This is a genomic window from Pseudoalteromonas sp. SG43-6 (assembly GCF_014164365.1).
Lineage (GTDB): Bacteria > Pseudomonadota > Gammaproteobacteria > Enterobacterales > Alteromonadaceae > Pseudoalteromonas > Pseudoalteromonas rhizosphaerae.
The window spans coordinates 58,676-73,012 of the sequence record NZ_JACJEZ010000024.1 but is presented as its reverse complement, the minus strand read 5'-3'; the positions used below and the strand labels follow the sequence as shown (position 1 = coordinate 73,012).

The window sequence follows — 14,337 nt, the reverse complement described above, 5'->3', positions numbered from 1 at the left end:
CTGTACGAGTGCCCACACAGATGATTGCTTTATATTGTTAAAGAACGTTGCGGTTAAAGTTAAACTTTATCTCGCTAGGGCTGCGCATATTACGCTTTCCTATTTTTTTGTCAACACTTAATTTTTAGTTTCTTTTAAAAGATTTCAAAGCTAAGTTTTACTCGACTTACTTACCGTTTGTTCAGCGCTTTTCATTGCTGCCTGCCGGGTCAGTGGATGCGCATTATAGGGATATTCTTGAGGCCGTCAACGCTTTATTTCAGTTTTATTAAATTAATTAACTATTTGCTCAAAAGGCATACAAACAAGGCGTTGCAGCGTTATTTTCGCTTAAATTTTCAGCTATGAGAGCAACCAAGCTGCGCATACAGACCTGATCCATCTCATAGCTAAATAGCAATTATTAAACTGTTGCACTGTTATCTTTTTTAATTGGATTAAATGCGGCTATCGGATTGATTAATTTTCCTTCAAATTTAAGATTTTTTGCCGGATCTGCCAAATCTATCATTTGCTGATTATTACTTAACTGTAATCGGTTTAAACACGACAAGGTAAAATCAGCACTAAATAGATCATACTTGATAAACTTATCTTTTAGTTCTGGGTGTGATTGTTGATAGCTAATTACACACTCTGCAACTTGTTGCCAAAAGTCTCGTTCTGAATAGTCGTTTTGCTGATCAAGGATATCAGCCACGAACCTAAAGAAACAATCAAACACATCTGTAAAAATTGACAACACTTTTAATTCATCGGGCACATCCACAGTTAAGCGTTGAATATTATCCGCCAGTACTAAATCTTTATTAAGAATAGCTATCTCCTCGGCAATATCTTTCATTATTGCTTTGGCTGGAATGTTGTTCTCAAGTAACAGGATCAAGTTTTCACCATGAGGCATAAAGACTAAGTCATGGGAGTAGAAACAATGAAGGAGTGGATCTAAGTATGCTTTTAGATATTTAGCAATCCATATATGAGTACCTATCTTGGCTGATTTTATCAAAGCAGGTAATAACGCTTGTCCTTGATTATCTATATGCAGCAGCGACGCCATGGTCATTAAGCGCTGATTACTCTTTATCTTTGGCATTGGGCTTTCACGCCAAAGTGCAGAAAGCATTTTTCGATATGGACTGTATTGATCGGTTGCGGCTTCTAGAGCGTGATTATAATAACCAATTGCTGCAACCTCACGCAGAATTGTAAAACCGGATCCAGCTAAGTACGGATCCTGTGATACTACTTGTGCTACCCAATCGTTAATTGCGGGAGTTGCACTCATATAATAAGGCGATAAACCACGCATGAATCCCATATTCAAAATTGACAGTGCGGTCTTTACATAGCGTTTATGCGGATGTGTTTTATTGAAAAAAGTACGAATAGACTGCTGCGGCTGATATTCATCTTCACTGTATCCTAAGCAAACCAAATGCTGATCAGCAATATCGTTAGAGAATAACGACGCGAGTTTATTAAACCACTGCCAAGGATGAACGGGGAAAAAAAAGTAATCGTCACTATTTACTCCACGCGCTAATAGCTTTTGCTTAAATGACTCTATGGTGTGCGTCGATAGCTCTTGCGTTATGAGTGTTTGATAATCTAAATCATCGGTGGTCGAAAACACCACTCTATCTTTATGCGCACCTAGCCAAACCAACTGTAAGTGCGCGCCAGTCTCTGGTGCGTATTGGCGATAATCATTGGTATCAAACCCTATTCGACCATTGTTTGCTATAAAGCAAGGATGACCTTCCGTCATCGCACTCTCTACCTGTTGAAAATCCGCAGTGGTGAGTTGCTCGGCAGTCAATGCTGGCAGCTGATGCTTATAAGCACTGCCATATAAAGTACTGGCTATTTCTTCTAAATAAGTAGGCAGCATAGCTTGGCTGATACCTAAACTATGTTGTAACTCACAAATAAAGGCGATTGAATCGAGCTCGGCTACTTGGTTATCTATTTGTTTTTCAATTGAGTCTGCTGCTATATGCCAGTGATTCAAATACCCCAGCTTGGCTTTAAAGCGATAAACAATGCTTTCTTTGTCTGTACTGAGCTCAAAATATTGCCAATCTGCATCTTCATTGGTCAATTGCGGTTTTATCAGCCGCTCATGAGCAAACTCACTCAAAGCTTTGCGAACATGTAACCTATTTACATGCCGCCATAGCTGTGGCGTTAAATGACTGACGGCTTGCTCTGGGCTCAGGGGAATGTGCTTCATAGTATTATCCTTATTTAATGCGTGATAAAAGTTATCACGCGTGCAAAATGCGAGATGTGCGGTTTTATGAGTTAACCTAACCGCAGATTGATAACGAAAGCCGGCTTTAGTATTCAAACAATGAATTTTGTTATTGCGAATATCGGGTTCAACAATAACGCGCTGATTTTTGTCATTAGCAAAAATGAAATTCATCACCAGTTGAAACACCGACCAAGTAAAGCCATGCACCTTGTTATTGCTTTGGGCAATCAGAATGTGCATGCCAATATCACCTGCTTTGACGGGGTAATGATTACCTATTTCATCTAATAGAGGGTCATATAACTCAACTAAAAAACACGCGCTATTGTTTGCGTAGCCGATATAAATATCACTATGTGCTAACAGGCTTAGATATTCTTGCTGTAACTGCTCAATGGTAAATTCCTGCATGCCCCAAAACTGCGCATGAGGCTGAGTAACCCACTGGTGAATTAACGCGAGATCTTGTGCAAGGCTAAATGGCCTTAAGCTAAGCTCTGCGATATTAGTAAACTGCTGACAAAAAACAGCTGCTGTAATGGACATTATTGAGCCCTCGTGGTCGATGCCAGATTGGCGCAAGGAGTATGGCGTCGACTTTGCTTGCTCAGTAGCCATAAACAACAAGCAGATATAGCGAGCCCACCAGCGGCGACCCAAAAAGGTATTACTAAACCAGAGCTTTTAACCAGCAAACCCGCGCAGTAAGAAGCTAAAAGTACACCTAAGCTTTGGCAAAAACTGACTTTACTAAAATCTTCAGCGTACTTGTCTGGCGTACTCACTTGGTAAAGCAGCAGATCAAGACGCACAATAATAATGAATAGCGATAGACCGAACAGGCAGCGTCCTGCGATCACTACTAAGTAAAGAGGGCTGGCTTGTAATGCAACGCCTGTAATGATCAACATAAAGACAACTAATAAGTTGATGGGGTTGCGATTTGTGTGCTGCCGCCAATGATTAAAGCACAGCGCAAGCAATGCCATAAAAGCAGGGATAGAAAACACAACACTCGCTAGGACGATACTGGAGGTGTCGCTAATACTTTGCCAATATGCCGCAAAAAAAGGCCGGATCAAAAAAGCACTAAAGTAAAAGCACAACATAACAATGCCAAGTTGATATACAGGCCAACGACTTGATGAAGTGATTGATGTTTTTGCTACTGGAGGCGACTGATTTTTACTAGGCGCTGCTAATCTTATGAGATAGGCGCACACAAAAACCTGAGTAAAATCGCTTAGAGCCATTATTAAAAATGCGGCTTTGCCAGGAAGAGCCGATAACACAAAGCCACCAGCAAGTGCGCCAAGTATGGCGCCAAAGTGCACCACAACACTAAGCATTGCAATCGTCGCAACGTGATTTTTTTTCGCTTCCAAGCTCATTAAGTATGGATAAACCAGTAAATAGCTGGCTTTAAAAGCAAACATAGCCATGGAGGAAAACCAAAACCAATTTAAGTCGCTAGCAAAAAAGCTACTGACACTAAATACACCCGCAGCAATTTGGCTATAAACCAATAAAGGTAGCACATTAATGTATTTACTAATGAAGGCCCAAATAGGAAAACATACCATGACAACAAAGCAGCTGGCAGCAATGTAAGTGCCAACATAGGCAGGGTCACTTATATTAAATACCGCACTAAAGAAAGTAGGATAAAACGGCAATAACATTGAATCACTGAGCACTGCAAATACCGTTACCGCGATCAACAAAACTTTAAACTGCTTACTCATGCGCGAAACTGCTCTACTTCGTCGCTTAACTCATAATTGGGCGCAGCAAACTCCTGAAAAGCTATTTTACGTTCTATTGGATAATATTCATGTCCGGTGATCGCACGAATAATACAAGAGTTGCGATAACATGCCATGCCTAAATCAGGAGTCACAAAACCATGGGTGTGTTGCTCTGTATTTTGTACAAAAATACGTTGATGCTGCTTGTCTATTGAGTAATTACGAGCAACTTGATAAAGCCCCGCGTCGTCACTATCAATGCAATGACTGATCCCAGCTAAAAAGCTCGGTTGGTAAGACTGATAACCCGTTGCAAAAATAACGCTTTGGGTGTTTAGTGAATAACCTTGCTGCTGTTCAGTTTGCTCTAAGCTAAGTTCAAAACCCTGCTGGTGGCTCAGGTAGGTCATATCAATCAATGCCGAGTTTGTGTGCAAGCTTACTGGCAATTTAGCTGTTAGCCGTTTGCTATAAAGCAAATCAAAAATATTGTTGATCAATTCGCTATTAATACCTTTATAGAGATTATGCTGACGACGATTTAACTGCTGGCGTTTTTGTTCTGGTAATTGATAAAAATAATCAACGTATTCTGGTGAGGTCATTTCTAACGTTAATTTAGTGTATTCGAGCGGATAAAACCGTGAAGAACGAGTAAGCCAATTTAGTTGATAATCATGCTGATCAATCTCTTGTAATAAATCATAAAAAATCTCAGCGGCACTTTGCCCGCTACCAATAATGCTGATCGACTGTTTTTGCTGTAATTGACTTTTATTGGCTAAGTAGTTGCTAGAATGAATAACCCCCTCTTGCAACTTAAATGCTTGAGCACATTGAGGATGACGTGGCACCGGCCCGGTGCCTAACACTAAATGTTTAGCTAGATACACTTGTTCTGCTGTTTGTACTATATAAATATCTTCGTCTTGGCTGTACTCAACATGCTGAACCTCTGAATTAAAACGTATATTAGGCAGCTGCTTTGTTGCCCACTGGCAATACTGATTATATTCTTGGCGAAGTAAGAAAAAGTTTTCTCTAATATAAAAAGAATACAGTCGACCTTGCTGCTTTATATAGTTTAAAAAGCTATAAGGGCTAGTAGGGTCAGCAAGCGTTACCAAGTCAGACATAAAGGGGGTTTGTAAACTTACCTCAGGAAGCATCATGCCTGGATGCCAATTAAACTCAGCTTTTTTATCTAAAAAGAGGCTGCTGACTCCTTCAAGTGGCGCAGTTAAACATGCCAGACTTAAATTAAATGGCCCTAAACCAATACCAATAACATCATAAATGGACTTATCCATAGCTAACTTCCTCCAGTGCAAGACTTAAAGGAGCATGTTCGTTCGCTAAATCACTTGCTAAGTATTGATAACCATATTGCTTTATAAGCCTTACAACTTGCTGGATATCATTGATAGTGGTGGCACAGTTCAGTAAGGTGAACTTTAAATATTGTTTATCTGCTACCTTAGTTGCCGCGATCAACGCCTCACCTTGGCGAGATAACTGTTTACGAATATATTTATTTACGGCGTCCAATTCACTATCTGTAGCACCGCTATCGCCAACAAAACGAAATACCAGTGTACTTAACTGCGGCTGATGAATAATTTCAATATCTGCTTCAGAGGCTAATAACAAATAACCTTGTCGTGCTAAATGCATCACTTGTTCAAATGCTACACCTAAGTTTTGAGCTCCTACCGTACGCAGTGAAAACCACAACTTTAACGCATCAAAACGTCGTGTGGTTTGAATGCTCTTATTGCATAGATCTGGCGTTCCCGCTTGTTGCTGACTTAATGGGTTTAAATATTCGGCATGATAAGTAACAACTGATAGATGTTGCTTATCTTTTACAAAAAAAGCACTGCAGCTAACAGGCTGAAAAAATGACTTATGGTAATCAATAGTGACCGAATCTGCGCATTCAATACCCGCTAACTTGTGTTTATTATTGGGCGTTATTAATAAGCCCCCGCCATAAGCAGCATCAACATGAAGCCACGCACCACAGCGCTTAGCTATTTCAGCTATCTGCGTTAATGGATCGATACTACCAAAATCAGTTGTTCCAGCTGTTGCAACGATGGCCATAACGATATCGCCTTGTTGCTGACAGTCTTCGATTGCCTGATTTAAAGCGGTCATATCCATTCTAAAATATTCATCACACGGAACGCTTACAACAGCATCGTAACCAAGTCCTAAAATTGCGGCGGCTTTTTGAATACTAAAATGGCTAACTTTTGAGGTGAAAATTTTTAGTCGTTTAAAGTCGTGTGGTAAACCTTGCTGTTTATTAGTATGCCCTGCATATAACTGGCACTGAAAATCACGAGCTAACAACATCGCCATCAAATTAGATTGCGTACCACCACTGGTAAATACGCCATCAGCTAGCTCACCAAGCGCTAGTTTTGAGAGTGTCCAATCTACGATACTTTGTTCAATAAAAGTGGCACCACCACTTTGATCCCAGGTCTCTACAGCAGTATTAATCGAAGTAGCGAGCAATTCAGCAAGGATACTTTGATAAACAATCGGACAATTTAAATGCGCGAGATAGCGTGGATTATTAAAATAAACAGCATCTTTAAGATAAAGCTGAGCAACTTCTTCTAGTGCGTCCGGTATATCAAACAGCGGTTGATTAAGGTCAATACCAATAAATTTTTTAGCTAGCTCCTGCGGTAATATACCGCTAAATGGTTTTTGTTGTGTTGCGATTGTTTGCTCCAACAATTGCATAACCTGCTCAAGACCTATTTTAAAATTATCTATATTTTCCTTATTAAACATTGAATTAAGCATTGAACTTGCTTCATTAGTTGAAGCTTGCTGCTGTGAATCCGCCAGTAACACATTTAACTGAACCATGAGCACGATCACCTTTAATTGAAAACAATTGATAAATCTAAATGAGAATGTATACTAATCGCGTTTCCAATAAAGTGTCAATGGTTTAATTCTAGTAAAATTTAAGGAGTGATTGTGTTAAAAAAATCAATGTTTGGACTATCTGCAATATCATTATGTTTAATGAGTAACTATGGGTTTGCTGCAGAAAAGCCAGCCGCAGACGACATAGAAAGTATTGAAGTATATGGAAAAAGTTATCGTTCAACAGGGACCAAATCGAGTTTGACGCCGATTGAATCGCCTATGAGTTTTGAGGTTTACGACAATAAATTACTAGAGTTACGCCAAGTAGATACCGTTAATGAAGCATTGCGCTATGTTTCTGGGATCACACCTGAAAATCGCAGTACAGTAACGATTTTTGACCAATATACGATTCGTGGTTTTGAAAGTTACCGTAATTTTTACGATGGTTTACCGCTGCAATACAACCTAGCTTATAACTTAGCTCCACAAGTAGATGCGTATGCAACACAAAGTGTCGAAATTTTAAAAGGCCCAGCATCGGTTTTATACGGATCGGCACCTCCAGGTGGCATGGTTAACCAAACAGCAAAAACGCCACAAGCATCCTCTGAGCACAATATTAGAGCCCGAATTGGTAGCAATAGCTTGGCTGAATTAGCTTTAGATAGCACAGGCGCTATTACCGACGGCGTTAATTATCGCTTTATTGCAATTGCCCGTAGCCGCGACGGCCAACAGCAAACAACCGAAGAAGAAAGAATCACCATTGCGCCCTCAGTAACTTTTGAGATAAGTGAGCAAACAAGCTTAAACCTTAACTTATATTATCAAGACGATCCTAAAATGGTGCCATCAACGCCATTACCCGCGAAAGGCACACTTTACGAAGCCAGTTACGGTAAGTTAGATGCTGATGCGTATGCTGGCGATGAAAACTGGGCTGAGTTTGCTCGTGAAGTCACTATGATCGGGTATAAATTAAATCATGAATTTTCAGATTCAATTTCGTTTTTACAAAACTTTCGTTATACCAATGCCGATGCCACGCAACAAAATAGCTATGACTTCGGCTTAGCGGATGCAGATAAAATTTTAACTCGTACTGCCTATAAAACCATTGAAGACGCTGAAGGCTTCGTGATTGATAACCAACTCGCTGTGCAATTTGGTTTAGCGAATACTAATCATCAGCTATTATTTGGCTTTGAATATCAAACCCTTGATTCTACATTTGACTATGCCGACACTTTTGGTGCAAATACGCCAACACTTGATTTATCAAATCCAGATCACAGCCAGTTTAATGCAGCTACTACAGCCGCTTTAGATAGCTATCGTCAATTTAGCCGTTTAGAGCAATCTCAACGCGGTTTTTATCTTCAAGATGAGATAAAGCTCGATGCGCTGACAGTGATTGCTGGCCTTCGTTATGATAATTACTACAGTGTTACAGATGATACGAAAAGCGGTATATCTAGTAGTCAAGAAATCGATCAAAGCGATACCACTTTTCGTATTGCAGCAATTTATACCTTTGATAATAACATTGCTCCTTATGCCAGTTACTCAGAATCATTCGAGCCCACTTCGGGGGTAGATACCTTAACTGGCAAAGCATTTAAACCAACGACCGCAGAGCAAATTGAAGTCGGGATGAAATATCACAACAATGATGCAACAACTAAAGTAACCGCGGCCTTTTTTGATTTGCGCAAACAAGATGTGGTGGTTAACACTCCAGACTTTATGAAATACACACAAAATGGTGAAGTACAATCGAAGGGTTTTGAGATCAGTGTTTATCAGCAACTCACTGACACTCTTGATGTTACTGTAAATCTAACAGATATGGATGTTGAGGTAATAGATAATCCACAAAACCCGGCATTGGAAGGTAAAACACCAATTTGGGTAGCAGAGCAACAAGCCTCAATGTGGTTAAATTACTTCTTTAACGATGCATTGGAATTTAATGGCGGTGTACGTTATGTCGGTGAAAGTCAGTTAGATGCCTTAAATTCCGATACAGTACCGGGTTATACCTTGCTTGATGCTGCCGCTAGCTATCGTTTTAACGACAGCTATAAAATCGGTTTAGCCGTGAGTAACTTAACAGACAAACGTTATGTGGGTGCTTGTTTTGATATAAATGGCTGTTGGATGGGCGCTGAGCGCAGTGTTGAGCTTAGTTTAAACGCCTCATTTTAAGTATTTAAACTCGTTATGAACGCTGAACAACTCGCCCTTAGTAAGCTGTTAAAGCTTGCTAAGGGCTACCACAGAGCTTTAAATGTACCAGAAAAATCAACAGATTGGCTCGATATACAATCCAGTTCATTGCTGGTTGCAAGGTTACACCAGTATTGGCAGCAGCAATACCCCGCTGCTGGGCGCAGTTATTGGGCAATCAAAAGCTGGGGAATGCTGTATTGGCAACCTGTCTATTTAGCGCTTATCAGCGTTCATGAACTTAATATGAGTTTTTCTTTGCAAAACTTTAAGCAACACTATCAGCAAGGTGTTATTGCAGGGCTGCAACTATCCACTATAAAAGCGCAGTACCATCAAAACCAGCAACAGGCAGTAACGGATATGGCTGCCCATTTGAAACGCTATGTTGTTAAGTTACTCACAGATTTAAACCTCGTTGCAAGGCTTAATGAGCGTTTGGCGATGTCCTTATTAGCTGACACGCTATTAGCAATACTACTACTTCATGCAAAGCGAAAGCCGCAGTTTAATATTCAAGTAATGGCAGCGCACTGGTTGCATGCTCTCGATATCTCAGAGGCAGGGGAGTTTATTATGCTTACAGCTTGCTCAGACTCATTAGCATTAACGCGAAAAACATGTTGTTTGCATTACCAAATAGGTAATGTTGCAAAGTGCGCTAATTGCCCAAAACAACCTCAGCAAATTAAAGTTCAACGGATGCAACAGGAGTTAATAGCAGTATGTTACAGCTAAATAAAAAGCAAAAAGCGAGTATAAACTCGCTTTTCTAGCTAAGGTAAACACTACTGCACTTACTTTTTAACTGGGCGTTTCCAACCGGTTAAGTTGCGCTGTTTTGAACGCGCGATTGCTAGCTGTTCATTTTCAACCGTGCTGGTGATCACAGAACCTGCACCAACTGTTGCTGTTGCGCCAATGTTTACCGGTGCAACAAGCGATGAGTTAGAGCCAATAAAGGCATTATCACCAATAATGGTTTTGGCTTTATTTACGCCATCGTAGTTACAGGTAATAGTACCGGCACCAATATTTACTTTTTCGCCAATTTCAGCATCGCCTAAGTAAGAAAGATGGTTTGCTTTAGAGCCTTTGCCTAAACGGGTTTTTTTCATCTCAACAAAGTTACCAATATGCGAGTCTTCTTCCATAATGGCACCTGGCCGCAGGCGAGCATAAGGACCTAAAGTACACTTGTCGGCTACGCTTGCATCATCAATTAAGGTATTAGCTTTAATAATCACGTTATCGCCAATCGTACAATTTTTAAGTACGCAGTTAGGGCCAATTTCAACGTTATTACCAAGAGTAACTTTACCTTCAAAAATAACGTTTACATCAATTAGTACATCTTCACCCGTTGTCACTTCGCCGCGTACATCAATGCGAGCAGGATCGGCAAGCGTTGCACCATTAAGCATTAACTGTTCGGCTTGCCATGCTTGATAAGCACGCTCAAGACCTGCAAGTTGTACGCGGTTATTTGCACCTTCAACTTCCATTGGATGATCTGGTTGTGCTGAGCTTATCTCTACACCTTCACTGTGCGCCATGGCGACTATATCTGTGAGGTAGTATTCACCTTGCGCGTTTTCGTTAGATAAGTTGCCTAACCAGCTTTTGAGTAATTTACCATTTACAGCCATGATGCCAGTGTTTACTTCGTTAATAAGTAATTGCTCTGCGCTTGCATCTTTTTGTTCAACAATCCCTACTAGCTTGCCATCAACACGTAACATGCGGCCATAACCATTAGGGTTAGCTAAATTTACAGTAAGCACGGCTAAGCCGTTTTCAGGTGTGGCAGCGAGTAAACGCTCAAGGGTTGATTGCTTTGTTAATGGTACGTCACCGTATAAAACCAATACAGTGTCTTCATCATTAATATGTGGGTTTGCTTGTGCCACCGCATGGCCAGTACCAAGCTGCTCAGCTTGAAGTACCCAGTTTACATCGTTGTCAGCAAGTTGTTGTTGTAATAATTCACCGCCATGACCAAAAACTAAGTTAGTAGATGTCGCACCGAGTGCTTTAGCATTATCGATAACGTGTTGCACCATAGGTTTACCGGCAACTTTGTGCAGCACCTTAGGTAGAGCAGAACGCATACGAGTACCTTTACCCGCAGCAAGAATTACAGTAGTAAGTGACATTAAAACAATTTCCTTCTTTCTTTGTTTTATTGAAATGAATAAGCGCGTGTAAATTCAAAAAGATTACGTAAGTCACATCATGTGCACTTACTCAATGGCAATCTAGCAGTAGCCACTGAATCTAAGCTGAAATCACAACTTGCTTTGTATTAGTTATATTGTAACGGGGATCGATGAAGGATATAAGTAAAAATAATGATAAAGAGCTGTAAAAGTAGAGTTTAGAAAAATGATAGCGTTCTAATAAAATAACAATGCAGTATATTTCAAGCACAAAAAAGCCCACATAAAGTGGGCTTTTTGAAAACCAGATAGGCTTACTTTTTACGTAATTGCTGAATAACGCGTAGCTGTGCAATTGCTTCTGCAAGTTGTACTGCTGCTTGTTGATAATCTAATTCAGCGGCTGAAGAATTCGCCATTTGCGCTTCAGCTTCACGTTTAGCTGCTTCTGTTGCTTGTTCGTCAAGGTCTTCACCACGAACCGCTACATCAGCCAAAATAGTCACTATGTTCGGTTGCACTTCTAGAGTACCACCAGCAACATACATTACTTCTTCGTGACCAAATTGCTTTACTAAACGTACCATACCAGGTTTAAGGGCAGTCAATAGTGGCGCATGTCCTGGGTTTACACCTAGTTCACCTTCACTACCGCTTACTTGAATCGATTCAACCAGACCAGAGAATAACTTCCGCTCTGCGCTTACTACGTCAAGATGTACAGTCATAGCTGCCATACTACCCTCCTAATTACATGTTTTTGGCTTTTTCTTGAGCTTCTTCGATAGAGCCAACCATGTAGAACGCTTGCTCTGGCATATCATCAAATTCACCGTTTAAGATGCCTTTGAAGCCAGCAATTGTGTCTTTAAGTGACACGTATTTACCCGGTGATCCTGTGAAAACCTCTGCCACGAAGAATGGCTGAGATAGGAAACGTTGGATTTTACGTGCACGAGATACAAGTTGCTTATCTTCGTCAGAAAGCTCGTCCATACCTAGGATTGCAATGATGTCTTTAAGTTCTTTATAACGCTGAAGAACTGTCTGAACGCCACGTGCTGTATCGTAGTGCTCTTGACCAATTACTAATGGATCAAGTTGACGTGATGATGAATCAAGTGGGTCTACCGCTGGGTAGATACCAAGTGACGCGATATCACGCGAAAGTACTACTGTTGCATCTAAGTGAGCAAACGTTGTTGCTGGAGATGGATCCGTTAAATCATCCGCAGGTACGTATACCGCTTGGATTGAAGTGATTGAACCCGTCTTAGTAGATGCGATACGCTCTTGCAGTACACCCATTTCTTCAGCAAGTGTAGGCTGGTAACCTACCGCTGATGGCATACGACCAAGAAGTGCAGATACTTCAGTACCAGCAAGTGTGTAACGGTAGATGTTATCTACGAAGAAAAGTACGTCGCGACCTTCGTCACGGAACTTTTCAGCCATAGTAAGACCTGTTAACGCTACGCGTAAACGGTTACCTGGAGGCTCATTCATCTGACCGTATACAAGCGATACTTTATCAAGTACGTTTGAATCGTTCATTTCATGGTAGAAATCGTTACCCTCACGAGTACGCTCACCAACACCGGCGAATACTGAGTAGCCGCTGTGCTCGATTGCGATGTTACGAATAAGTTCCATCATGTTTACGGTTTTACCAACACCGGCACCACCGAATAAACCAACTTTACCACCTTTAGCGAATGGACATACAAGGTCGATTACCTTGATACCAGTTTCTAAAAGTTCTACTGAACTTGATTGCTCTTCGTATGAAGGCGCTGCACGGTGAATAGACATACGGTCTTCTTCGCCGATTGGACCAGCTTCATCGATTGGCTCACCAAGTACGTTCATGATACGACCAAGCGTTGCTTTACCAACTGGAACTTGAATCGCTTCACCTGTGTTTGATACTAATGCACCACGGCGTAAACCGTCAGTAGTACCTAGTGCGATAGTACGTACCACACCGCCACCTAGCTGTTGTTGAACTTCTAGAGTCAAACCAGCTAAATCGCCATCTGTTATTTTTAACGCGTCATATACGGCTGGCACGCTGTCTTGTGAAAATTCAATATCCACAACGGCGCCGATAATTTGGACGACCTTACCTAAACTCATGTCTATTCCTCTCGTTAATCTTTGCCCGAAGCATTAAACTGCTGCTGAACCAGAACAAATCTCACTAATTTCTTGTGTGATTGCCGCTTGGCGAGCCTTGTTATAAACAAGCTGTAACTCATCCATAAGGTCGCCAGCGTTATCAGTTGCAGCTTTCATTGCAACCATACGGGCGGCCTGTTCAGAGGCAGCATTTTCAACTACACCTTGGTATACTTGAGATTCCACAAAACGAACCATTAATGTATCCAAAATTGCTTTTGGATCTGGTTCGTAAATGTAATCCCAACGGTGTGCAAGTTCTTTGCTTTCGTCTTTTGGCAAAGGCAACAACTGATCGATTGTTGGCTCTTGCTTCATGGTATTTACAAACTTGTTGTAAACCACATACAAGCGGTCTAATTTGCCTTCATTGAATGCTTCTAGCATTACTTTTACCGGACCAATTACGTCGGTAATAGAAGGCGCATCGCCTAACCCTGATTTTTTGGCAAGTACTGTTCCACCAAAACGGTTAAAGAAAGTGCCGGCTTTTGAGCCCATAACTGCGAAATCTGCAGAAACACCTTTTTCTTTCCACGCTTTGATATCTAAAGATACTTTCTTAAACTCATTAGAGTTCAAGCCACCACATAAACCACGGTCGGTAGAAATGACGATATAACCAACGCGCTTGACCTCACGCTCTTCCATATATGGATGGCGATATTCAAGGTTAGCATTAGCAACATGACCGATCACTTTGCGTAAATTTTCAGCGTACGGACGGCTTGAAGCCACTCGTTCCTGTGCCTTTTTCATTTTAGACGCAGCAACCATTTCCATAGCGCTAGTGATCTTTTGAGTATTTTTAATACTACCGATCTTGCTTTTAATCTCTTTTCCGCTGGCCATGACTCTTTCTCCG

General features: G+C 41.0%; 10 protein-coding genes. 2 read left to right on the top strand and 8 right to left on the bottom strand.

Translation table 11 applies throughout. The features are described 5' to 3' along the window. Positions 1-403: 403 nt before the first annotated feature. Genes H5201_RS12070 through H5201_RS12055 form a run of 4 tightly spaced genes read right to left on the bottom strand, consistent with a single transcriptional unit; the run spans position 404 to position 6,897 of the window. Positions 404-2,806: a GNAT family N-acetyltransferase gene (locus H5201_RS12070; protein ID WP_145241669.1), complete on the bottom strand. Its 2,403-nt coding sequence runs from the start codon at positions 2,804-2,806 to the stop codon at positions 404-406. Next, the gene (locus H5201_RS12065) at positions 2,806-4,005 is read right to left on the bottom strand and encodes an MFS transporter (RefSeq protein ID WP_182740436.1); all 1,200 of its coding nucleotides are present in this window, start codon (positions 4,003-4,005) and stop codon (positions 2,806-2,808) included. Before H5201_RS12065 ends, H5201_RS12070 begins: the two co-directional genes overlap by 1 nt. Continuing rightward, on the bottom strand, positions 4,002-5,318 hold the full coding sequence (locus tag H5201_RS12060) for a lysine N(6)-hydroxylase/L-ornithine N(5)-oxygenase family protein (protein WP_145241673.1): 1,317 nt from the start codon (positions 5,316-5,318) through the stop codon (positions 4,002-4,004). The genes H5201_RS12065 and H5201_RS12060 overlap by 4 nt, the downstream gene beginning before the upstream one ends. Then, positions 5,311-6,897 (bottom strand): aspartate aminotransferase family protein, encoded by a 1,587-nt coding sequence (locus H5201_RS12055; RefSeq protein WP_259398814.1) that lies wholly within the window; start codon positions 6,895-6,897, stop codon positions 5,311-5,313. Before H5201_RS12055 ends, H5201_RS12060 begins: the two co-directional genes overlap by 8 nt. 129 nt (positions 6,898-7,026) lie before the next feature. Between H5201_RS12055 and H5201_RS12050 the strand changes: the two genes are divergently transcribed. Both H5201_RS12050 and H5201_RS12045 read left to right on the top strand, forming a co-directional pair. Beyond that, a complete protein-coding gene (locus tag H5201_RS12050) occupies positions 7,027-9,114 on the top strand; it encodes a TonB-dependent siderophore receptor (protein ID WP_182740445.1) in 2,088 nt (695 codons plus the stop codon). A 15-nt stretch (positions 9,115-9,129) separates the two neighbouring features. Beyond that, positions 9,130-9,873: a siderophore ferric iron reductase gene (locus H5201_RS12045; RefSeq protein ID WP_182740437.1), complete on the top strand. Its 744-nt coding sequence runs from the start codon at positions 9,130-9,132 to the stop codon at positions 9,871-9,873. 59 nt (positions 9,874-9,932) lie between these two features. Here H5201_RS12045 and glmU read toward each other — a convergent pair whose 3' ends face one another. The 4 genes from glmU to atpG all read right to left on the bottom strand — a co-directional run bounded on the left by glmU (position 9,933) and on the right by atpG (position 14,324). Next, positions 9,933-11,291: a bifunctional UDP-N-acetylglucosamine diphosphorylase/glucosamine-1-phosphate N-acetyltransferase GlmU gene (gene glmU, locus H5201_RS12040; protein WP_182740438.1), complete on the bottom strand. Its 1,359-nt coding sequence runs from the start codon at positions 11,289-11,291 to the stop codon at positions 9,933-9,935. A 317-nt stretch (positions 11,292-11,608) separates the two neighbouring features. Then, entirely contained in the window at positions 11,609-12,031 is a 423-nt protein-coding gene (locus tag H5201_RS12035) for a F0F1 ATP synthase subunit epsilon (RefSeq protein ID WP_145241679.1), read from the bottom strand. Positions 12,032-12,044: 13 nt separating this feature from the next. Beyond that, positions 12,045-13,430, bottom strand: coding sequence for a F0F1 ATP synthase subunit beta (atpD, locus tag H5201_RS12030; protein WP_145241681.1), 1,386 nt, complete (start codon positions 13,428-13,430; stop codon positions 12,045-12,047). 33 nt (positions 13,431-13,463) lie between these two features. Further along, entirely contained in the window at positions 13,464-14,324 is an 861-nt protein-coding gene (gene atpG / locus H5201_RS12025) for a F0F1 ATP synthase subunit gamma (RefSeq protein ID WP_145241683.1), read from the bottom strand. Positions 14,325-14,337: the final 13 nt, after the last annotated feature.